The sequence below is a fragment of the Cohnella sp. genome, from assembly GCF_041641335.1.
GTDB lineage: Bacteria > Bacillota > Bacilli > Paenibacillales > Paenibacillaceae > Cohnella.
Genome location: NZ_JBEPYQ010000114.1, coordinates 1 through 21,449, shown reverse-complemented (window position 1 = coordinate 21,449; position 21,449 = coordinate 1). Strand labels below are relative to the sequence as shown.

The 21,449-nt window shown below is 58.3% G+C and carries 18 protein-coding genes; 16 read left to right on the top strand and 2 right to left on the bottom strand.

Features of this window, described 5'->3' with window-relative positions:
- Window positions 1–382 precede the first annotated feature (382 nt).
- Window positions 383–1,453, bottom strand: coding sequence for an LLM class flavin-dependent oxidoreductase (locus ACESLM_RS26845; protein WP_372636757.1), 1,071 nt, complete (start codon window positions 1,451–1,453; stop codon window positions 383–385).
- A gap of 207 nt (window positions 1,454–1,660) precedes the next feature.
- Between ACESLM_RS26845 and ACESLM_RS26840 the strand changes: the two genes are divergently transcribed.
- The 7 genes from ACESLM_RS26840 to ACESLM_RS26810 all read left to right on the top strand — a co-directional run bounded on the left by ACESLM_RS26840 (window position 1,661) and on the right by ACESLM_RS26810 (window position 10,478).
- Window positions 1,661–2,590, top strand: coding sequence for a carbohydrate ABC transporter permease (locus ACESLM_RS26840; protein ID WP_372636754.1), 930 nt, complete (start codon window positions 1,661–1,663; stop codon window positions 2,588–2,590).
- Window positions 2,591–2,615: 25 nt separating this feature from the next.
- Window positions 2,616–3,446 carry a carbohydrate ABC transporter permease gene (locus ACESLM_RS26835; protein ID WP_372636751.1) on the top strand — a complete coding sequence of 277 codons (831 nt, stop codon included), beginning with the start codon at window positions 2,616–2,618 and terminating at the stop codon, window positions 3,444–3,446.
- Window positions 3,447–3,555: 109 nt separating this feature from the next.
- A complete protein-coding gene (locus ACESLM_RS26830) occupies window positions 3,556–4,908 on the top strand; it encodes an ABC transporter substrate-binding protein (RefSeq protein ID WP_372636748.1) in 1,353 nt (450 codons plus the stop codon).
- A 75-nt stretch (window positions 4,909–4,983) separates the two neighbouring features.
- A complete protein-coding gene (locus tag ACESLM_RS26825) occupies window positions 4,984–6,642 on the top strand; it encodes a sensor histidine kinase (protein WP_372636745.1) in 1,659 nt (552 codons plus the stop codon).
- A complete protein-coding gene (locus ACESLM_RS26820; protein ID WP_372636741.1) occupies window positions 6,639–8,171 on the top strand; it encodes a response regulator in 1,533 nt (510 codons plus the stop codon). The genes ACESLM_RS26825 and ACESLM_RS26820 overlap by 4 nt, the downstream gene beginning before the upstream one ends.
- A gap of 169 nt (window positions 8,172–8,340) precedes the next feature.
- Window positions 8,341–9,357 (top strand): SDR family oxidoreductase, encoded by a 1,017-nt coding sequence (locus ACESLM_RS26815; RefSeq protein WP_372636739.1) that lies wholly within the window; start codon window positions 8,341–8,343, stop codon window positions 9,355–9,357.
- An 89-nt stretch (window positions 9,358–9,446) separates the two neighbouring features.
- The gene (locus ACESLM_RS26810; protein ID WP_372636736.1) at window positions 9,447–10,478 is read left to right on the top strand and encodes an HNH endonuclease; all 1,032 of its coding nucleotides are present in this window, start codon (window positions 9,447–9,449) and stop codon (window positions 10,476–10,478) included.
- A 236-nt stretch (window positions 10,479–10,714) separates the two neighbouring features.
- Here the strand turns inward: ACESLM_RS26810 and ACESLM_RS26805 are convergent, their stop codons facing one another.
- Window positions 10,715–10,933: a helix-turn-helix transcriptional regulator gene (locus tag ACESLM_RS26805; RefSeq protein WP_372636733.1), complete on the bottom strand. Its 219-nt coding sequence runs from the start codon at window positions 10,931–10,933 to the stop codon at window positions 10,715–10,717.
- Between the two features lie 174 nt (window positions 10,934–11,107).
- Between ACESLM_RS26805 and ACESLM_RS26800 the strand changes: the two genes are divergently transcribed.
- From ACESLM_RS26800 to ACESLM_RS26760, 9 genes are all read left to right on the top strand, one after another.
- The gene (locus ACESLM_RS26800) at window positions 11,108–11,893 is read left to right on the top strand and encodes an enoyl-CoA hydratase/isomerase family protein (protein WP_372636730.1); all 786 of its coding nucleotides are present in this window, start codon (window positions 11,108–11,110) and stop codon (window positions 11,891–11,893) included.
- A gap of 169 nt (window positions 11,894–12,062) precedes the next feature.
- On the top strand, window positions 12,063–13,250 hold the full coding sequence (locus ACESLM_RS26795) for a CaiB/BaiF CoA transferase family protein (protein ID WP_372636727.1): 1,188 nt from the start codon (window positions 12,063–12,065) through the stop codon (window positions 13,248–13,250).
- A gap of 89 nt (window positions 13,251–13,339) precedes the next feature.
- Window positions 13,340–14,494 (top strand): ABC transporter substrate-binding protein, encoded by a 1,155-nt coding sequence (locus tag ACESLM_RS26790; protein ID WP_372636724.1) that lies wholly within the window; start codon window positions 13,340–13,342, stop codon window positions 14,492–14,494.
- Between the two features lie 122 nt (window positions 14,495–14,616).
- Entirely contained in the window at window positions 14,617–15,981 is a 1,365-nt protein-coding gene (locus tag ACESLM_RS26785) for an ABC transporter substrate-binding protein (RefSeq protein ID WP_372636721.1), read from the top strand.
- A 92-nt stretch (window positions 15,982–16,073) separates the two neighbouring features.
- A complete protein-coding gene (locus ACESLM_RS26780) occupies window positions 16,074–16,955 on the top strand; it encodes a carbohydrate ABC transporter permease (RefSeq protein ID WP_372636718.1) in 882 nt (293 codons plus the stop codon).
- Complete coding sequence (locus ACESLM_RS26775) at window positions 16,952–17,773, top strand: carbohydrate ABC transporter permease (protein WP_094049305.1); 822 nt, start codon at window positions 16,952–16,954, stop codon at window positions 17,771–17,773. The genes ACESLM_RS26780 and ACESLM_RS26775 overlap by 4 nt, the downstream gene beginning before the upstream one ends.
- A 26-nt stretch (window positions 17,774–17,799) precedes the next feature.
- Complete coding sequence (locus ACESLM_RS26770; protein ID WP_372636716.1) at window positions 17,800–19,533, top strand: sensor histidine kinase; 1,734 nt, start codon at window positions 17,800–17,802, stop codon at window positions 19,531–19,533.
- A 100-nt stretch (window positions 19,534–19,633) separates the two neighbouring features.
- A complete protein-coding gene (locus ACESLM_RS26765; RefSeq protein WP_372636713.1) occupies window positions 19,634–21,271 on the top strand; it encodes a response regulator transcription factor in 1,638 nt (545 codons plus the stop codon).
- On the top strand, window positions 21,268–21,449 hold a 182-nt coding region (locus tag ACESLM_RS26760; protein WP_372636710.1), incomplete at its 3' end, for a mannonate dehydratase. The genes ACESLM_RS26765 and ACESLM_RS26760, both read left to right, overlap by 4 nt.

Sequence of the window (21,449 nt, the reverse complement as noted above, 5' to 3'; positions counted from 1 at the left end):
CGAGACCGTTAATGTGTGCGAAAACGAAGGTATGGTGGGATTAACGGTCTGCGAGACCGTTAGCGTGTGCGAAATGGGAGGTATGGCGGGATTAACGGTCTGCGAGACCGTTAGCGTGTGCGAAATGGGAGGTATGGCGGGATTAACGGTCTGCGAGACCGTTAGCGTGTGCGAAATGGGAGGTATGGCGGGCTTAACGTTCTGCGAGACCGTTAGCGTGTGCGAAAACGAAGGCATGGCGGGGTTAACGGTCCATCAGGCCGTTATGCGCATGCAAACGGGTGCTAAAGCGGAAATAACAGTCCGTCAAACCGCTATCAGCGGCGGCGTCCTCCGGCTCCGGCGAAGTAGCGAGAGAACGCCGCAACATCAGGTATAGCGATTACGCGTGGCCTTCCATCCGCGCGATTTCCTTGTGCACGATCGGAGCGACGCGGGTGCCGAGCAGCTCGATGGCGCGAAGCAGATCGCGGTGCGGCAGCGCGCCGAAATCGACGTGCAGGAAGAAGCGCGTAAGTCCCAGGTTTTTGCGAAGCAGGACGATTTTCTCCGCCACGTATTCGGCATCGCCGACATAGAGAGCTCCCCGCAGGCTGCTCGCCGCGTCGAAAGCGGCGCGGTCGTAATGCGGCCATCCGCGCTCGCGGCCGATCGTGTTCATCTGCGCCTGTACGTGCGGGTAAAACTGCTCCGCCGCTTGTTCGTTCGTATCGCTGATGAAGCCGTGCGAGTGCGTCGCGATCTGCAGCTTGGCCGGGTCGTGTCCCGCTTGAACGGCGGCTTTCTTGTAGAGCTCGACGAGCGGAGCGAACCGCTCCGGCATTCCGCCGATGATGGCGAACACGACGGGAAGTCCCAGCGTGCCCGCGCGGACGGCCGACTCCGGGTTGCCGCCCGTAGCGATCCATACCGGGAGCGGCTCCTGCACGGAACGGGGGTACACGCCGAGATTCTGGATCGCGGGACGGTGCCCGCCTCGCCAGGTGACCTTCTCGGTCTCGCGGATTTTCAGCAGCAGCTCCAGCTTTTCCTCGAACAGTTCGTCGTAGTGATCCAAGCTATATCCGAATAAAGGGAAAGATTCGATGAACGAACCCCGCCCCGCCATCATTTCCGCCCGTCCGTTGGACAGTCCGTCCAGCGTGGAGAACGACTCGTATACGCGCACCGGATCGTCCGAAGACAGCACCGTTACCGCACTGGTCAGCCGAATGCTCTTGGTTCTGGACGCAGCGGCCGCGAGCACGACGGCCGGCGCGGTTCCGGCGTAATCGGCGCGATGATGCTCCCCTATGCCGTACACGTCCAGCCCGACCTGGTCAGCCAGCACGATTTCCTCTACGGCGTTCCTCAGACGTTCCGCATGGCTTACCGGCTTACCCGCCGGGGAATGCGGCGAAGCCTCCAGAAAAGTGCTGATCCCTATTTCCATCTTCTTTGCCAAATCGGCCATATCCGATTCGCCTCCTTTATGAATTTCATTATACTATATAATTTAAAGTTTCTCAATTATAGTTAGTTACAAAAGAGACGCTCCGTTCGCTATGTCGCCTCGAACTCGGAATCGGACGATATTACAAAGAAGAGCGGCAATTGTTCTATTCCTTCTCCCCCCGCGAACGCCCCATAATGACACTGAGGCAGCGAAGGAGGAAGCGTTATGGAAACTGCGGTTAACGAAGGCAAGCGGGTTCGGCGGGGACGGGCCTACTCGCTGGAGAAGCTGGAAAGGCGGGCGGGTCTGTTGTTCGCTTTGCCGGCGCTCGTCGGCTTCTTGTTATTTGTGTTCGTTCCGATGTTATGCGTACTGTTGCTTAGTCTGTACAAGGTCGATCTCATGACCTACACTTTCGAATTCAAGGGATTCGGGTTTTACGACAAAATGCTGGGCGACCCCGATTTCTGGAAAAGCGTGCGGAACACGCTAACGTACATGGCGATTTACGTTCCCTTGACGCTGCTGCTCGGACTCGGAATGGCTCTCGTGCTCAACGGGAAGATGAGGGCGCGCGGAGTCGTCCGGACCTTTTTCATCATTCCCTACATTACCACTTATGTAGCCACCTTGGTCGTATGGAACGTATTCCTGCACCCGACGGAAGGACCGGTCAATTCCCTGCTGATGAGTCTGGGCGTGGAGCGTCCTCCGCAATACATGGTCGACAAGCACTGGGCGCTGCCGATGCTGGCGCTGATCGGCTCCTGGAAAGACGTCGGATACCACTGCATTTTGTTCCTGGCGGCTTTGCAGGGGGTGTCCAAGGATTACTACGAAGCAGCCGAGATCGACGGGGCGGGCCGGCTGCAGCGGTTTAAGCATATCACGTTTCCGCTCATTTCCCCGACGTCGTTTTTTCTGCTGCTGATCACGATCATCGGCGGACTTCAGGCATTTTACCAGATGGCGCTTCTGACCAAGGGCGGGCCGGCCTTCAGCACGACGACGATGACCTATCATATTTATCGGTCCGCATTCGAATTTTACAACTTTTCTTACGCTTCCGCGGTCGGCATGTTCCTGTTCCTGCTGACTCTGGTTCTGATCGCGGTCAACTGGTTCGCCCAGAAAAAGTGGGTCTTCTATCAATAAACAGGCAAGAAAGGAGGACGAAGGCGTGCCGCTCGGTTCCAACGTCCGCTATACGGTTCGTTCCGTTGTGTATTTGCTCGTCGGATTGGTTTTCATTACCCCGCTGCTCTGGATGATCTCGACCTCGCTTAAATTCGAGCACCAAGTTTTCGAGAGGCCGTTCGTCTTCATTCATTGGGACGCGGTGAACTGGAACAATTATTCCCACGTCTTAACCGGCACCGATTTTCCGGTATGGCTGTGGAATTCCGTCATCGTCGTCATCGTCTCCGTCGTTTTCCGGCTGCTGCTGTCGGCGCTCGGCGGGTACGCGTTCGGGTTTCTCAAGTTCCGGTATTCGGACGGGATCTTCTTCGCCTTCCTGGCCGCGATGTTCATCCCGTACCAGCTGACGCTGCTTCCGCAATTCATCTCGTTCCGGTTCATCGGCTTGCTGGATTCGCATTGGGCGCTCATTCTTCCGAACATCGTCGACGTCCTGTCTATCTTCTTGATGCGGCAATTTTTCCTGTCCTTCCCGAAGGAGCTCGTGCACGCCGCTTACCTGGAAGGCTCGGGCGTCTTCCGTTCCTTCGTCAGAGTGGCGCTGCCGCTGGCGGCAACTCCGCTGCTGACCTTGGGCCTGCTGAGCTTCTTCATGATCTGGGACCAGTATTTCCAGCCTCTGATCTTCCTGCATTCCAAGGAGCTGTACACGATTCCGATAGGCCTGCAAAGCTTTCAAACCCAGTTCGGCAAGCAATACGCGATGCAGATGGCGCTGGCGTGCCTGGCGATCATTCCGGTGCTGGGCGTGTTCCTGGCGCTGCAGAAGCGGTTCGTCGAGAGCATCGTGTCCTCGGGGCTCAAGGGCTGAATGCCGTACGATTCTACAAAGAGAAAGAGCGTTTCTTACATTTGAGAGGCTGCGGGCCGGGTTCATAATAGAGTTGAAAACGGCTACAATATTTCGGGGGGTATCATTCATGAACGGAAAATGGAGCTTGCTCGCCGTCACGGCGATGATGGCGTTCACTCTGACCGCCTGCGGGGGAAAATCGGGCGAACCCGCTTCCCAGACGTCCGGAGGTTCGGAGGCGCAGGGGGAGACCGTAACGCTGAAGTTTCTGAACATTTCGGAGTACCTGGATTCCTCGGAGTTCAAGGCGTTCCTGGAGCGGTTCGAGGCGAAGTATCCGAATATCAAGGTCGATCCGGTATCGGTGCCTCACGAGCAGTACATCAATAAACGCAACATCATGCTCGCCAGCGGCGAGCAGGTCGATCTGATCTGGGGCAACGGCGTGGAGCAGTTCGACGCGATCAACAAGAACTTCCTGATGCCGCTGGACGACGTTGCCAAGGAAGCCGATATCGACATGAGCGCGGACTTCGGCGATTTCAAGCCGGACAAGGACGGCAAGTATTACCGGTTCCCGATTCAACAAAACAACTGGATGCTCTATTACAACAAGAAGGTGTTCGACGATGCCGGAGTCCCTTACCCGGATCCGAAGGTTCCGATGACCTGGGACGAGATGGCCGAGGTGGCGCAGAAGCTGACGAACCTGAGCGGCAAGGACAAGGTGTACGGCATGTTCTACAACAACTGGGGCATGTACTTCTACGGCTACGGCAGCCAGCTCAACAACGGCAAGTTCTATACGGACGACGGCAAGGTGAACATCGACGCGCCGGAGTTCAAGCGCAGCCTGGAATGGATGAACGACGTCATGAACGTGAGGAAGGCGGCGATGCCGATCGCCGAGCTCATTCAGAACAACACCGACTTCCTCTCCTATTGGAACGGCAATTACGGCATGGTCGTCGGGGCCCAGTGGTACGCTCAGCTCGCGGCGACGAAGAAGGAGCAGTTTCCCCGCGACTGGAAGGCGGGCATCGCGCCGATGCCGGTTCCGGCGGAGATGGCCGGCAAGCATATGAACTGGTCGAGCATCGATTCCCTCGCGATTCCGAAGAACGCCAAGCATCCGAAGGAGTCGCTGATTTTGGCCAAGGAATACGTATCGGATTATACGTTGAGCACGGGCGCGCTGCCCATGTATACTAAGGTGACGAAAGACAAGTATTTCGAAAATCTCGCGGACGCTCTGAAGGACGACGACATTACGTTGGAGCAGGTGACGTATTTGTTCGGAGGGGACCCGGACGTCGTCAACGTGGAGGAGAAGCCGGTATTGGGCGCTCCCCAGGAATACGAATCGACGTTCCTGGATCTGATCAGCCAGTATTATACCGGCGCAGAGACGGTCGACGCGGTGCTGGAGCAGGTCAAAGTCAAGGTCGACAACGCGATCGAGGAACAAAGCAAGCAATAAGAAGCGAAAGCTTGGCCCATCGGCGACGATGGGCTGGCTTTTTCGTTTCGGCAGCCGAAAACGGGGATGGTTTCGATGCAGTGGGGAAGCAAGCGTTACGCGGGACCGCGGTCGGTGCAGCGAAGAATCATCGTGCTGCTCGTCGCCGTGTTCATTCCGCTCAGCCTGATTTTGTTCGTCGCCTATCAGTATTCCGAGCGAACGATGGTGAACAAGGTAGGCGAAATCAACCGGTTTAAGCAGGAGCAGACGGTTTCCCGGGTCAAGGATTTGTTCCAGCGGGCGTTCATGTCGACGAATTCTTTTATTAACGATAAAGCCTTCCTCGCCGCCTTGCAGGAAAGCGATCCGTACAGCATCGGGAAAAACTCGACCTATCTGGAGGCCATCGAAAGGCTGCAGTATACGTTTTTCCTCAACGAGAAATACGCCGTCGTCGTCCAGGACGACTTCGGGGGCGTGTTCGAATCGAACCCGACGAGGCTTGGCTGGAGAAAAGGGGAGCTGCAGCGGGAAATCGTGAAGACGGTCCGATGGGAAGGCCACGATTTCTTCAACAGCTTCCAATGGAGCGTGCTGGAGCCGGGAGGGGCCGCGGAGCCGCTGATCGTATTGAGCCGGTGGATCTTCAGCCCGGTAACCGCGAACAAAAGAGGCGTCGTCTCCCTGGCGATTCCGCTCGACAATCTGTCGGCCATTCTGAAAAGCGACAACGGGACGTATGAAATCCGCGACGACCGGAACCGCGTCGTCTACCCCGTCTCCGGCGCGGAGCGGGAACGAGCCGTTTCGGGTTCGCCGCCGATTCCTCTGCCGCCCGCGCCGTGGACAATTACGCAGACGGATTCCGAGGACATCCGGCACGAGCTGCGTTATTTTCGGCTGACCGTGATCGCGACGCTTCTGGTCATTCTCGTCATCTTCGTCGCATCTTCTATGTTCGTGCTGCGAACGGTCGGCCGAGTCTTTCACCAGATCCGATTGCTGTCCAAGCGGCTGCTGAACCCGACTCTCGACTTGTCCGTTCCGATGCTTGCTGACCGCCATCTGGCGGAACTGTCCGAGCTGCTCAGGCAGCTGATGCACAATTTGGACATTTCGCGCAGTAACCTGGAATGGGCCGCCGCCGAGAAACGCAAGCTCGAGATGCAAATGCTCCAGCAGCAGATGAACCCGCACTTTCTGCTGAACTCGCTCAATACGATCCGTTTTCTCGCCGAGCGTTCTTCCCAGGAGAAGATCGGCTCGCTCGTCCTGTCCCTGTCCTACTTGCTGCGGCAGCAGCTGTATCGGATGGAGGGCTACTGGACGCTGGAAGAGGAGCGGGAATACCTTCTGAAATACGTCGAGATTCAGCGGGCCCGATTCGGCGAGAAAATCGCGGTGCGGCTCGTCTTTCCCGAAGAGCTGCTGGGGCGTCCGATTCTTCGCATGCTGCTTCAGCCTCTCGTGGAAAATGGCTTCGAGCACGGCTTCGTCGGCAGAACGTCCGGCAACATTCTCATCGAGGCCGAAAGCTGGGGGAGGGGCGCGAGGTTCCGCATCTCCGACGACGGAGCGGGCTTCGAGCCGCGGCCCCGTCCCTCGGAGCGGCCGTCGATCGGCTTGAACAACGTTCGCGAGCGCCTTCTGCTCCATTACGGAGAGGAGGCCGGGCTTAGCCTGCTCCCTCTGGAGCCCTCCGGCACGCTGGCGACGATCATCATTCCGGAATGGAAAGGAGAGGCGACATGAACGTCCTCGTAGTCGACGATGAAATCGGAACCCGCGGTTATCTGGCCGAGATGCTGAGAAGCTTCGGAGGGCTGGACGTTCGGGAGGCGGCGCACGGCCGGGACGCGCTGGAGCAGATGGAAGCCGATCCTTCCCGCATCGTGCTGACCGATATCCGCATGCCCGTCATGGACGGGCTGGAGCTGATCCGTCAATGCCGCTCGCGCTTCCCGGACGTGTGGTTCGTCGTGCTCAGCAATTTCGCCGAATTCGAGCTGGCGCAGCAGGCGCTGCAGTACGGCGCCCGAAACTATTTGCTGAAGGCGACGATAACCCGGCAAGAGGTGGAAAGGGAAATCCGCCGCGCTTTCCTCCATTACGAGCAGGCCGGAGAGCAGCAGAGCGCCCCGTTTAACGCCAACGAATTGATTATGGTGCGGAACTCGCTGTTCCACGAGCGGCTGGATGGGCATATCCGGAACGAGGAACTGCTTCGGCGGGCGGCCCGTTTCGGAGTAGGCGCATTCGACGAGAGCAAGTATCTTCCTCCTTCGAAGTTCGCGATCCTGGAGGTGGAGCGGTTCGAGGAGTGGAAGGACGCCAAGTTTCAGGGACGAACGGATCTGGCCGTCTACGCGTTGTCCAACGTCGCGAGCGAGACGATCCGCAGCTGGAACGAGAGCAACGAGCTGTTCCATCTGGGTCAGAACCGGTTCGTGGCGCTCGATCTGGAGGAGACGGACGACGAGCGGCATGCACGCAAGCTGCGGGAGATGCTCGCCGTCGCGAAGCGCTACTTGGCGCTGGAGGCTTCGGCGCTGAGCCACTGCGGGTTCTCCGGAATGGACGACTTCTTCGAGCAGGTTCGCCACGCCCGCGAGCGGATGGATTGTTTCTTCTACGAGACCGAGGCGTGCGTACTCGATGCGAGGACCGTTCGCAAGCCGGAAGCGGAGCTGGATCTCCTGTCGTTCTTCCAGTCGGCCGAAGGGGGCGGACGGATCGGACTGTCGGGTCTGCCCGGCCTGGTCGAGACCTACTTCGAGCTGCTCCGGCATCTCGGGCGCCCGTCGTCTTCCGCGAAAGCGGACGTGCAGACGCTGACCCGGTTCATCGAAAAAAACGGCTTTTCCGTTCCCGCCTCCCTGAAGACGGAAGTGGAGAGATTGCAGGCTTATCGCCTGTCCGAATACAAGCGCCTGTTCGTCAAGTGGCTGGAAGAGGTCGGCGGAGCGGACAGCCAGCGGGAAGAGATCGTCAAGGCGCTGGCGTTCATTCACGAGCGGTATGCCTCCAAGCTGTCTCTGGAAGGTCTGTGCGCGCACGTCAATTTGAGCCGCTCGCATTTGTCCAAGCTGTTCAAGACCAGCCAGGGCGTCTCGGTCATGGAATATTTGGAAGCCTACCGGCTGCGTCAGGCCCGTCTCCTGCTGCGCACGACCAAGGACCCGATCGCGGAGGTGGGCGAACGGGTCGGCATCGGAGACGTATTTTACTTCAGCAAAGTGTACAAGAAACACTTCGGGATCAATCCGAGCAAGGATAGATGACGGGGGCGGATTGCGGGAAGCGGACGCGCGTTAGTGTAAAATCTCCGTGGGGGTAAGGACTGGAAAAAGCGAACGTGCGCTCAAATTGTCAAGGGGGGCCTGTCGTGCTAAGGTAGAGAGGAAGAACCTTATCACAAATCCGCATGGCGATATGGAGGCGAGATCAACGATGAAAGCGCTGTTTATCGGAGGAACCGGCACGATCAGCTCGGCGATTACGAGGCAGTTGGCAGAACGGGATTGCGAGCTGTACGTATTGAACAGAGGCAATCGCGGCGAGCGGCTGCCGGAGGGCGTCAAAACGATTCAAGCCGACATCAACGACGAAGAACGGGTAGCCGAATTGATCGCGGACATGAAGTTCGACGTCGTGGCGGACTTTATCGCATTCGTGCCGAGCCAGCTCGAGAGAGACTATCGGCTGTTCCGCGACAAGACGAAACAATTTATGTTCATCAGCTCCGCATCGGCTTACCAGACTCCTCTATCGGATTATCGCATTACCGAAGGAACGCCATTATCGAATCCTTGTTGGGAGTATTCCCGGAACAAGATCGCTTGCGAAGAATACTTGATCAAACAATATCGCGAACACGGCTTCCCGATTACGATCGTCAGGCCGAGCCACACGTACGACGAACGCTCCATTCCGCTCGGCGTGCACGGCCGGAAGGGCACATGGCAAGTCGCCAAGCGCATGTTGGAAAATAAACCGGTTATCATCCACGGAGACGGAACCTCTCTCTGGACGATGACGCATAACAGCGACTTTGCCAAAGGGTTTATCGGGTTGATGGGCAACATTCACGCGATCGGCGAAGCCGTACATATCACTTCGGACGAGAGCGTCACCTGGAATCAGATTTACGAGATTATCGCGGATGCGCTTGGCGTCAAGCTGAACGCGGTCCACGTCTCCTCGTCTTTTCTGGATGCATGCAGCACGGAGGACTACCGGGGAGGATTGCTGGGCGACAAGGCGAATACGGTCGTATTCGACAATTCGAAGCTGAAGCGGCTCGTTCCGGATTTCGTGGCGACGACCCGGCTGGATCAAGGGATGAAGCAGACGATCGAGCACATCCTCGCCCATCCCGAGCTCCAGACGGAAGATCCGGAGTTCGATGCCTGGTGCGACCGGGTGATCGGGGCGCTGGACGATGCGGCCAGGGCGATCAGGGGATGAGGAGGATTTTACAGCCGCTTGCGCGGATGTGATATACTCTGCATATGACACACGATATGGATAATAAGACGGTTCAGCCGGAGACGGCTATGAAAATATGCATGGAATGCCGGACGCTTAAGCCGCTTTCGGAGTTCGCCAGCCGCAGCGGCGGACGGGCCGGACGGAGAAGACGGCGTGGGACGTGCAAAGCTTGCAGGCAGCGGGCGGGCGCGCTCGAACCGGCCGCGGAGATGAACGAGATCGCCGCGGCGGAGGCCGAGGCGGAAGAGGCCATCGTCAAGCCCAAGCGCCGCCGCGGAAGGCGGAGGCGCAAGGCGGGCAAGCTCGAATCGGTTGCGGAGACAATCGAGGCAGTCGTTGTGGAGACGGAGGACGAGCCGGATGCGAAGCCCAAGCGTCGCCGCCGAAGACGTAGACGCAAGGTCGAAGCGATCGCGGAGATAAGCGAGGCGATCGTTGCCGAGCCGGAGGAGGAGCCTCTAGCGAAGCCCAAGCGCGGTCGGAGAAGGCGGAGACGCAAAGCGAAGAAGCCGTCGGTGCCGCAGGTTGCCGCGGCGGCGGCTGTCCCTGCGGCGACTCCGGCTTCGGAGGCCGCTGTCGCGGTAGCGAAGCGGACGAGCCCGGCATCCGCGACCCGGAAAGCCGCGTCCAGGAAATCACCGATCTCGAAGCCCGAAGCTCCGAAGATCGCCGCGGGCGCGCCGAAGCTCGATCCGCACGACGCGGACAGCCTTCGAGCGACTCGCCAGGGCTTCGTTCGCATGCGGGGCAAAACCGACAGCGGCCGCTCCTACTATCAGGAGATCGAGCCGGAGTTCGCCAAGACGCTCGTGCGCGAGCACGCCGCATACGTCGTCAACCGCCACACGATCCGCCGCATCCACAGCAATCGGGAGTTTCGCCGTTTGATCCTTACGCGCGACAACTATACGTGCCACTTCTGCGGCGAATACGGCGATACGATCGACCACTTGTTGCCGCGGGCCAAGGGCGGCCACACGACTCCGGTCAACTGCGTCTGCGCCTGCAACGAGTGCAACCAGTCGAAGGCCGACCGCGATCTCGACGAGTTTACCGAGTCCCTCGGCGACCGTCGGCGGCTCGAACCGACGGTCTAGCCGTACTATCAATGCCAATTAAGCGCTTTTGGGCGCTTTTTTTGGCGAGTGTGGTCAAGGTTTCGTGATCGACTATGAGGTAGAGTTGGAAAGCGACTGGTCTGCCTGAAATCGGATCAAGTACGAAATAAAAGTTGTATGCCCAAATAAAGAATACCCAAGCAAAGCATAATTGCTCTGACAAAAAGAATGCATCCACTCTCATAGGTGAATGCATTCTTTTTTTTATTCAAACATCATACCAAAGCAGCAGCTTCTTCGTTTGTTACAAGCTCTAATTTCAAACCCAATGCTTTAGCTATGGTTTGGATTGTATCTACTTTGGGTATGATACGTGCGCTTTCGATCCTGGCTATAGCCGACTGTTGAAATCCTGTGCGCTCAGCCAATTTTTCTTGTGTCCATCCCAATTCATGCCTTCGCTGAATTAATCTAGAGACCAGAGAATGCCGCATAATTGGGCCAAATCTTGGCCTGGCGCCTCGCATCGCCGTTCCCTCGACCAGCCAATTCCTCAATTGCTTAACGTTTCGTTATCGAAGTTAAATATCGGTTATATATTCTCTCCGAGCCCGACTTTATGATGGGGGTGTAAGACGATAACCGTTCAACGAAATGGGGTTGCTCGGATGGGGGCTTCGTATAAATATTTGCATGTGGAGGAGCGCGGCGACGTGCTGCTGGCGACCATTCGGCGAGAAGAGAAGCTGAACGCGATGAACGACGAATTGATGGCGGAGTTGACCGATTGCTTCGAGGGGCTGCGGGAGCGGACCGATATCCGGGCGGTCGTGCTGACCGGGACGGGCAAAGGGTTTATGGCGGGAGCGGATATCGAGGGGTACGGCAGCTTTGACGTCGGCCGTTTTTTTGCGTTCCAGCATAAGGGACGCGAGATGTACCGCGCTATCGAGAGCTGCCCGCAGCCGGTCATCGCCGCTGTCAACGGGTACGCGCTCGGAGGGGGCTTCGAGCTCGTCCTCTCCTGCGATCTGGTCGTCGCATCGGAGAAGGCGAAGTTCGGGCTTCCGGAAGTGAAGCTGGGGCTTGTTCCCGGCGGCGGAGGCGTGCAGAAGCTCGCCCGCATCGTCGGCCCGTTCGTCGCGCGCGAGCTGACGATGACCGGCAGGTTCGTAGCCGCGCAGGAGGGCAAGTCGCTGGGCTTCGTCAACGAGGTAACGGAGCCGGACAAGCTGCTCGATGCCGCGCTGGCGCTCGCGCGCACAGTCGCGGATCAGGCGCCGCTGGCCGTGCAGGCGCTGAAGCGGCTCGTCCACGAAGGACGGGACGCCAGCCTGGAGACGGCGCAAGCGTACGATCGCGCCTATCTCGCCAATTTGTTCCATAGCGAGGATGGGCGGGAAGGCATTGCGGCATTCATGGAGAAGCGTCCGCCGAGGTTTACAGGAAGATAGTGCTCTCCGGGTAAGGACTCTCGCGATAGAGCTTGCGAATGCCCTCGTGCAGAACTCTCGAAATAGCGTTCCCACAACAGAACGCCCGCGACGAAAGGCCCTAACGACAGATCGCCCAGCACGGCAGCTAAACGATGCGCATCGCTGGGGCGGCAAGGAGGACTTAAGGATGGACAAAGCGCTTGAAGGCATTAAGATAGTGGATTTCACTCATCTGCTGCAAGGCCCGTTCGCGACGCAGATGTTCGGCGATCTCGGAGCCGACGTCATCAAGATTGAACGCAAAAACACCGGAGACAGCTATCGGGCCTGGACGTTCCTGAAATATTGGGTCGGGGAAACCGAGTCTCCGTGTTACCTGGCTTTTAATCGGAACAAGCGGTCGCTGGCCCTGGATTTGAAGGCGGAGGAGACCAAAGAGATCATCTACAAGCTGGTGGCCGAATGCGATATCGTGGTGGAAAACTTCCGTCCCGGCGTCATGCAGAAGCTCGGCTTCGGCTACGAAGACCTGAAGGAGATCAATCCGCGCATCATCTACTGCTCCAGCACCGGCTACGGCCAAGACGGACCGTACGCGGAACGCCCCGGCCAGGATTTGATGATCCAGTCGCTGAGCGGTCTGACGACGCTGACGGGCCGGCGCGAAGATCCGCCGATTCCGCTCGGCACGGGCATCGCCGATCAGCTCGGGGCGTACAACATCGTCTACGGGCTGCTGTCCGCGCTCTATTACCGCGAGAAAACCGGCAAAGGACAGAAGCTGGAAATCAACCTCTTCCAATGTCTGCTGACGCATCAGCTTCAGGAGTTCGCCGTTACGCTGAATTCCGGCAAGCTGTTCGAGCGCCCCGGTTCCGGCATCGCCCATCCGGGTCAGTCGGCTCCGTTCGGAATCTACAAGACGGCGGACGGCTACATGTGCATTTCCGTCAATCCGATTCCCGTGCTGGCCGAAGTGCTGGAGGACGAAGGGCTGGTCGCGTACGACGATCCGCAGGTTCTGTACGACAAGCGAGACGAGGTGTTTTTTCGTATTCAGGCCAGCGTCGTGAAGCAGACGACCGCTTACTGGGTGGAGAAAATGCTGAAGCGCGACATGTGGGTATCCGAGGTCAAAAACCATTTGGAAGTTGAGCAGGACCCGCAGGCGATTCACCTGGGCGCGTTCGCTTCTTACGAGCATCCGACCGCCGGAACGGTGCGGACGGTGAACGTTCCGGTGAAATTCAGCGAAACTCCGGGGGACATTCGCCGGCATCCGCCCCGGATCGGGGAACACAACGAGGAAATCCTGAGGGAGCTTGGATATTCCGACGAAGAGATCGCCCGGCTGAAAAGCGACGGCGTGCTGTAGTCGAAGAATGAGCCAAACGGGTGAGCGCAAGCGAAGCCGTCCAACCGGCAGTCAAAGCTGGCGATTCTACGGAACGGAGGACCGTTACATTGGCAACACTAAGAGGAATGACTTGGGATCACGTCAGAGGGTATGCTCCGCTGGAGGCCGCCGCCAGAAAGTTCGGTGAGTCGAGGCCGGACTTCGGGATCGTATGGGACCGCCGTTCGCTGAAGGACTTCGGCGACTATCCGATCGATGCGCTGGCGCGACAGTACGACATCATCATGATCGACCACCCGCACGTCGGCATCAGCTCGGGACAGAACGTGCTCGTTCCTCTCGACGATAAAATACCGGCCGCTTATCTCCAGGATCAAGAAGCGAACTCCGTAGGATCGAGCCATCTCAGCTACCGCTGGGAAGGCCGGCAATGGGCGCTGGCGGTCGACGCCGCCGCCCAGGTGGCGGCCTATCGCCCCGACCTGCTGAGCGAGCATGAGATTCCGCGCACCTGGCAGCAGGTGCTGGAACTGGCGCGCTCCCGGCCCGGTGCGGTTGGCTTGCCGCTCTGTCCTACCGACGCGATGTGCAGCTTCCTGAGTCTGTGCGCCGGGATCGACGGCCCGAGCTTTTTCGATGAAAGAGTCGGAATCGCCCCCGCCGTCGGAGAAGCGGCCGTCGACCTGATCTTCGAGCTGCTGCCGTATCTGCATCCGTCCTCGCTCGACTTCAATCCGATCGGGATGTATGATCGGATGGCGGCGAACGACGATGTCGCTTACGTCCCCTGCGCGTTCGGCTACACGAACTACGCCAGGACGGGCTTCGCGCCGAAGCGGCTCAGGTTCGCCGAAATTCCGGCGATCTCCCGCGAGCCGCGAGGCAGCTTGCTCGGCGGCGTCGGCATGGCCGTATCGGCGCATTCGGCGCACATTCCGCTGGCGGTCGAATTCGCCATGTTCGTCGCAAGCGGGGATGCGCAGCGAACGCTCTACGTCGAGAGCGGAGGCCAGCCCGGACATGCCGGAGCCTGGCGCGACACGGCTGCGAACGAGACGTGCGGCGGCTTCTTCGCGGACACGATTCGTACGATGGAGCTCAGTTACGTCAGGCCGCGGAACAAAGCATTTCCGAGCTTCCAAGAGCAGGCCGGGGTGTTTCTGCACGAGGCGCTTCGCAAGAGCGCGGCAGGGGAAGCCAGCGCCGCTTCCGACGTCGTGCGGGCGATGAACGCCTTATACCGGGAATGCCTGGAAGACTAAAATGCTTCCCGATAAAACTCGCTAAGGTTTCGTTATCGATGTTAAATCCCCGTTATATCTTGTCGGGGGCCGCGCCTTTATCATGAAATTGTAAACCACATCTCTTCTAGGGGGTTTCACCTATGAAAAAGAAGTATATCGGAGCAGGCACCGCGTTAATTGTAACCGCTAGCATAATGGCGGGATGCGGCGGTAATTCTTCGCCGCAAGCTTCGTCTCCGGCGGCGAGCCAGGCTCCCGCATCCTCGTCTGCATCCGAGTCGGCTTCGACCGGATCGGACAAACCGTTCGCGGGACAGACGGTTACGCTGGTCACGGCCAACCATCCCTGGTCCGAGGCGATCACGCCGCTGCTGCCGGAATTCGAGGCGGCTACGGGCATCAAGGTCAAGGTGGAAAACTACTTCGAGGACCAACTGACTCAGAAGCTGACCGTGCAATTCACGGCCGGCTCGGAAACGCCGGACGTCTTCATGTACCGTCCGCTCCAGGACGGCCAGCTGTTCTTCAAGAACGGTTGGGTGGCGCGGCTGGACGACTATGCGCACAAGGACCCCGAGTACGACTTCGCGGACATCTCGCCGTCGGCGATCAACACGACGACGATCGACGGCAAGCTGGCCGGCATCCCGATCATTACGGAGCGCGGCGTGCTCTACTACCGGAAAGACTTGCTGGAGCAAGCGAACATTCCGGTGCCGACGACGATGGACGAACTGGTCGAAGCGGCCAAGAAGCTGCACAACCCGGGCTCCGAGATGTACGGTTTCGTGGCGCGCGGACAGCGTTCCCCACTCGTGACGCAGCTGGCTTCGTACATCTTCTCCGAAGGCGGAGACTTCATTACGGACGGCAAGGCGTCCATCAATACGCCGGAAGCCGTGAAGGCGATGACGACCTATGGCAACTTGCTGAAGGACTCCGGACCTCCGGGGGTTCTGAACATGTCCTGGCCGCAAGCGTTCGGCATCTTCGCTCAGGGCAAAGTCGCGTTCCTGACGGACGCGGACTCGCTGTACACGAACGCGACTGATCCGGAGAAATCGACAGTCAGCGACAAAGTCGGCTTCGCCTTGTTCCCGGCGGGCGCCGCGGGCTCCAAGCCGGTTAACGTAACGGCGTGGTCGCTGTCGATCAACGAAAGATCGAAGAACAAGGACGCGGCGTGGGAGCTCATCCAATGGGCGACCAGCAAGGAGAACGTGCTGAAGGCGCAGCAGAAGGGTAACCCGGGCGCCCGGACTTCCGTCTGGAACAATCCGGAAGCGACGAAGTCGTTCCCTGAGGAACTGGTGCCGATCATCAAGCAATCGATGGAGAACGGCGTCGGCCACGACCGTCCGGTCGTCGTCAGCGTCGGCGAAGCCCGCGACGCCGTAGGCGAAGTCGTCATGAAGGTCATTACCGGCGACAAGGACGTGCAAGCGGCGGCGGACAAGGCGAACGCCAATCTGCAGGCCATCATCGACAAAGACAGCAAGAGGTAATCGTCACCAACCCGCATGAACCGCCAGTCGATTCCGGGCCGCCCGCCGAGGGCGGTCGGTCCGGGAAAGGCTTTTGGAAAGGATGATACGCAATGGGTTATAATTGGATCAATCGCAACTTGAAATGGCTGTACATCCTGCCCGCGCTTGTTTTCGTGCTTGTCATGATGCTTTTCCCGATCGGTTATACGTTGTGGATCAGCTTCTACGAGTGGAGCATGTCCGCCATTACGCCGCCCGCTTTCGTGGGCTTCGACAACTATACTTCCATGTTCAAGGACGAGCGGTTCCTGGACTCCGTATTCAACACGTTCTATTTCACGATCGTCGCATTGGCCGCGGAGATGGTGCTGGGCCTGGCGATCGCGGTTCTGTTCAACCGTACCTTCAAGGGGAAAAATATCGCGAAGACGCTGTTTCTGCTCCCGATGGTCGCTACCCCGGTAGCGATGGGTCTCGTCTGGATGCTCATTTACGAGCCGACGATCGGCGCCGCGAATACGATTCTGAAATCGATCGGCCTCGAGCCGCAGCTATATCTCGCGTCCATGACGCAGGTTATTCCATCGTTGATCGTCGTCGACGTATGGCAGTGGACGCCGATGGTCGCACTCATTCTGATGGCGGGCTTGTCGACGCTGCCGACCGACCCGTACGAATCGGCGGACGTGGACGGAGCTTCCGCTTGGCAGAAATTCGTGCATATCACCTTGCCTCTGCTTAAGCCGACGATCATCATCGCGCTGATGCTGCGTCTGATCGACGTGCTCAAGACGTTCGACATCATTTACGCCACGACTCAGGGCGGACCGAATTTCAAGTCGGAGACGCTGAACATCTACGGCTACGTGCTCGGCTTCCAATACTTCAAGCTCGGGTCGGCTTCCGCGCTGCTGGTCATTTTCTTCCTGATCGTCATGGCCCTTACGCTGGTGCTGATCTGGACGAAGAAAAGATTGGAGGCGGAAGGATGAAGCTGAATAAGAAAAAAGCGAAAAACGCCACGCTGACCGGATTGACCGTGCTTGTCCTGCTCGTGTTCGTCTTCCCGTTCGTCTGGATGCTGCTCGCCTCCTTCAAGACGCAGGCGCAGATCATGTCCAACTCCCAGACGTTCGTGTTCACGCCGACGACGGACAACTACGTGAATGTGTTCCAGCAGTACGATTTTCTGAAGTATATCGTCAACAGCATGATCGTCGCCGTCGTATCGACGCTGCTGTCGCTGCTGCTCGGCTTGCCTGCCGCCTACTCGATCGCCAAGTACAAGCTGCAGGGACTCGGCCTCGTCATTCTCGTCGCGAGAATCGTGCCGGGCATCTCGTTCCTGATTCCGTGGTATATTATATTCTCGAAACTGCGTTTGGTAGATTCTTATGCGGCGCTCGTGCTGAGCCACATGCTCGTCGGACTGCCGTTTATCGTCTGGATCATGATCTCGTTCTTCGAGAAGCTTCCGCAAGAAGTGGAAGAGGCCGGCGCCATCGACGGCTGCTCGCCGCATCAAGTGTTCCGCCGCATCGTGCTGCCGATGTCGGGAGCGGGCATCATCACGTCTTCGCTGCTTAGCTTTATTTTCTCGTGGAACAACTTCATGTTCTCGATTATTCTGGCTGGCGACAAGACGAAGACATTACCAATTGCCGTATTCAACTTTATGTCTTACGCTGAGATCAACTGGGGCGGATTGATGGCGGCCGCGTGCATCATCACCCTCCCTGTACTCATTATCGCGTTGATCGCCCAGCGTTACGTCGTCAGCGGTCTCGCTGCGGGAGCCGTCAAAGGGTAACCGGAGCGGGCGGGAAAGGAGAGCGGATGTTCAAACCCAACACGTTTCGCAAAATCGTTCTTCTGCTCTTCCTTCTGCTGCTGCCGATTCTGGTGTTGTACAGCGTCTCGACGAACACGAGCACGGAAGTCGTGCGCAAGCAGATCGAGACGACCAACCTGAACCAATTGACCTTTCTCATGAACCAACTGGATACGAACATCGAGCAGTTGTCGATGTTTCCGGTGCTGCTGAGCTACGATCCTTATATTCGCGAATTTCTCGACCGCCGTCCGCCTTTGGAGTTCGACGCGCGGAACGCGGAATACCGGATTATCGAGAAGCTGAGCCTGCAGAGCGTGTCCAACGGGTGGAAAAACGACTTGACCGTCATTATCCCCCGCGAGAAGCGCGCGATTTCGTCCAATATTTTTCTGCTGGAAAGCAATCAGGATATGACGGGCCCGATCTATACGCGCTGGACGTACATGTCGGAGGAGTTGGGCGGCAAAACCGAGCGTTATTTCGTGCACGAGATCGGAGAGCCCGCCAAGGCGGAGCGCAAGGAAGCGGCTCAGGCCGTATTCCGGGTCCGATTCACGACCGGCAATATGACCGCGATGCTGGACGCGTACAAGAACGGGAAGAACAACGACCCGTTCCTGTACGTGCCCGGCGAACGGCCCGTTCTGAACGGCACTTCGTCCGAGGAGAAGACGAGGCAGCTGATCGGCTTGCTGGAGAGTGAGTTGGGGGCCGAGCCGGCCACCGGACAGCGTCTGGTGAAGCTCGGCAGCGAACAGCATCTCGTCAGCTACGTGAAGTCGCGGCAGCTCGGCTGGTATCTCGTCGACTATACGCCGTATCAGAGCGTCGTAACTCCGATTACGGAGCAGAGAAACTTTTTCTACGTCATTATCGGGTTGCTGCTCGTGCTGGCCGTCGCCGCGTCGTTCCTGCTGTACCGCAACGTCCAGCGTCCGCTAAGGAAATTGATCGGCAGCGTGCAGCGGATCAAGCGAGGTGACTATTCGGCGCGCATCGACTATCAGGCCAAAAACGAGTTCGACTATCTCATCTTCCAATTCAACGAAATGTCGGATCAGATTAAGACGCTGATTGAAGACGTTTACGCGGAGAAGCTCAGGTCGCGCGAGGCGACGCTGAAGCAGCTTCAGTCGCAGATCAATCCGCATTTTCTGTACAATTCGCTGTTCTTCATCATCAATTCCGCGGAGATGAACGATCGGCAGGCGGTCGTGCAGATGTCCCAGAACCTGGCGGAATATTACCGCTACGCGACGCGGGTCGAGAATCAGTCCGTGGCGCTGGAGGAGGAGCTGGAGCTCGTCCGCAACTACTTGATCATTCAGAATCTGAGAATGGGCAGGGTGCAGTTCGAGATCGACGTGCCGGAGAAAATGCTGGATTTGGAGCTGCCGAGGCTGATTCTGCAGCCGATCGTGGAGAACGCGATCGTGCACGGAGTCGAGAGGTCGCCGGAAGGCGGCATGATCACGATTACGGGCAAGCAGGACGATCGGTACAATATGATTTTCGTGCAGGACGACGGGCCGGGGATGGATCCGCAGCGGCTTCGCGATCTGCAAGCGGAGCTGGCACAGCCGATGTCGGAGGAGGTCGGCTGCGGCACGTGGAACGTGCACCGCCGGCTGCAGTACCGGTTCGGCGGACAATCGGGGCTCGTGTTCAAACAACTGCCGATGGGCGGTCTGTGCGTCATCATCAAGTGGACGCGCGGCGAGGAAACGGGAGATTAAGAGATTGAACCGATGAAACGACTTCGAGCAAGCGGAATGCAATGGACTTCCTAATTCATCGGTTCAATCTATATAGCCATCCAGAAGAGGAGGCCGAACGATGCATCTGTTGATCGTGGACGACGAAGCGCATGTGGTCGATCGGTTGGCGACGACGATCGGCTGGGACAGGATCGGGATTACGCAAGTGTACCGCGCCTATTCGGCCTACGAAGCGCTTGAGCTTCTGCGGCAATTCGCCGTCGATATCGTCATTACGGACATTCAAATGCCGGGCATGACCGGTCTTGATCTCATCGCCCGCATCCGGAAGGAATGGAGCAAGGCGAAATGCGTGCTGCTCTCCGGATATTCCGACTTCCAATACGCGAAGGAAGCGATCCAGAACCAGGTGGAGGATTACCTGCTCAAGCCGGTGACGGAACAGGAGCTGCTGGATACCGTCTCCCGGCTGCAGCAGAAGCTGTACGGCGAGTGGGAGCACGTTCTGTCCGTCCGCAACTTGACCCGGACGCTGAACGAGAACATGCCGCTGCTCAAGGGCAATCTGCTGCTGGAGCTGCTTCAGGGAGCGGTCTGGAACGAATCGGCTTTACGGGATAAAATGGTGACCTTGGCGCTGCCGGATCTCTACGGGCAAACGTGTTTCCTGATGCTCGTTCGGCTGGAGGAGACGTTCGTCGATTACGACTTTCGCAGCCGCTCGCTGATCGAGTACGCGATCGGCAACATGGCGGAGGAACTGTTCGGCGGGAAGTTCCGGCTCTGGCACGCGAAGGACGCGCACGATTATTTGATCTTCCTCGCCTCGGCGGAGGAACGGGTCGAACCGGGACAGCGGGCGGCTCTGTTCGAACAGACCGCCTCCCAGCTTCAATCCGTCGTGAAGTGTTTTCTGAAAGGGAGCATATCCGTCGTGGTTAGCGAGCACGGGCTGTTCCCGGCCGACGTGCCGGGCCAGTACGACGGCTGCGTATCGGCCGCCCGCAAACGGGTCGGCAACGAGCAGGGTCTGTTCCTGAGAGCTTCCGGAGAGCCGTCCGCGGTGGAAGTCGAATCGATTCGTTCCTTGTACGAGCCGCCGACGCTCATCCATCTCCTCGAAGCGGGCAGATGGGACGCGATGGAGGAGAAGCTGGAACGCGTATTCGAGGAGCTGCGAAGCAAATCCTCCCATCCGCATTCGCAGGAGCATTTGCTTGAAGTGTATTTCGCGGTGTCCTCGGCGTTCTCGTACATTTCACACAAGAATGGGCAGCCTTTGTCCGACCTGATCGGCGACGACTACGGGAAGCTGGCTGACGGCATTCCGTTCCGCTCCGTCGGGCATTTGCGCGAATGGTCGCTGCGCGTGCTGCGCCGCCTGATGGAGGACATGGACCGCGAGATGAAGGACAACCGCTCGGAGCTTATCCGCGCGATCCACCAATTTATCGACGACAATCTGGCGCAGGACGTGACGCTGCAGAGCATTGCCGATCACGTTCATATGCATCCGGTCTACATTTCGAAAATCTACAAGCTGGAGACCGGCGGCAATATCAGCGACTACATTCAGCAATTGCGCATGGAGAAGGCGGTTTATCTGCTCTCGAACAGCCACGAGAAAACGTACGAGATCGCCGCCAAGCTCGGCTACCAGCGTCCTCATTCTTTTAATTACGCATTCAAGAAACATCATGGCGTCACCCCGCAGGTGTATCGGGATCAACAGAAGAAAGGGGCGATCTGCCAGTGAAGCTGACTTTCAGATGGTATGGCGATTTGGACCCGGTGTCGCTGGCGTACATTCGCCAAATTCCGGGTATGAAGGGGATCGTCACGGCGGTGTACGACGTGCCGGTCGGCGAAGCGTGGCCGCTCGAAACGATTCTGAAATTGAAGAAAGGCATTGAAGACGCGGGTCTGGAGCTGGC

What these genes read in the sequence shown, in the direction of transcription:
- ACESLM_RS26845 (WP_372636757.1), bottom strand. Translation starts at nt 1,453, where the DNA reads ATGGCCGATTTGGCAAAGAAGATGGAAATAGGGATCAGCACTTTTCTG.
- ACESLM_RS26840 (WP_372636754.1), top strand. Translation starts at nt 1,661, where the DNA reads ATGGAAACTGCGGTTAACGAAGGCAAGCGGGTTCGGCGGGGACGGGCC.
- ACESLM_RS26830 (WP_372636748.1), top strand. Translation starts at nt 3,556, where the DNA reads ATGAACGGAAAATGGAGCTTGCTCGCCGTCACGGCGATGATGGCGTTC.
- ACESLM_RS26825 (WP_372636745.1), top strand. Translation starts at nt 4,984, where the DNA reads ATGCAGTGGGGAAGCAAGCGTTACGCGGGACCGCGGTCGGTGCAGCGA.
- ACESLM_RS26820 (WP_372636741.1), top strand. Translation starts at nt 6,639, where the DNA reads ATGAACGTCCTCGTAGTCGACGATGAAATCGGAACCCGCGGTTATCTG.
- ACESLM_RS26815 (WP_372636739.1), top strand. Translation starts at nt 8,341, where the DNA reads ATGAAAGCGCTGTTTATCGGAGGAACCGGCACGATCAGCTCGGCGATT.
- ACESLM_RS26810 (WP_372636736.1), top strand. Translation starts at nt 9,447, where the DNA reads ATGAAAATATGCATGGAATGCCGGACGCTTAAGCCGCTTTCGGAGTTC.
- ACESLM_RS26805 (WP_372636733.1), bottom strand. Translation starts at nt 10,933, where the DNA reads ATGCGGCATTCTCTGGTCTCTAGATTAATTCAGCGAAGGCATGAATTG.
- ACESLM_RS26800 (WP_372636730.1), top strand. Translation starts at nt 11,108, where the DNA reads ATGGGGGCTTCGTATAAATATTTGCATGTGGAGGAGCGCGGCGACGTG.
- ACESLM_RS26795 (WP_372636727.1), top strand. Translation starts at nt 12,063, where the DNA reads ATGGACAAAGCGCTTGAAGGCATTAAGATAGTGGATTTCACTCATCTG.
- ACESLM_RS26785 (WP_372636721.1), top strand. Translation starts at nt 14,617, where the DNA reads ATGAAAAAGAAGTATATCGGAGCAGGCACCGCGTTAATTGTAACCGCT.
- ACESLM_RS26780 (WP_372636718.1), top strand. Translation starts at nt 16,074, where the DNA reads ATGGGTTATAATTGGATCAATCGCAACTTGAAATGGCTGTACATCCTG.
- ACESLM_RS26775 (WP_094049305.1), top strand. Translation starts at nt 16,952, where the DNA reads ATGAAGCTGAATAAGAAAAAAGCGAAAAACGCCACGCTGACCGGATTG.
- ACESLM_RS26770 (WP_372636716.1), top strand. Translation starts at nt 17,800, where the DNA reads ATGTTCAAACCCAACACGTTTCGCAAAATCGTTCTTCTGCTCTTCCTT.
- ACESLM_RS26765 (WP_372636713.1), top strand. Translation starts at nt 19,634, where the DNA reads ATGCATCTGTTGATCGTGGACGACGAAGCGCATGTGGTCGATCGGTTG.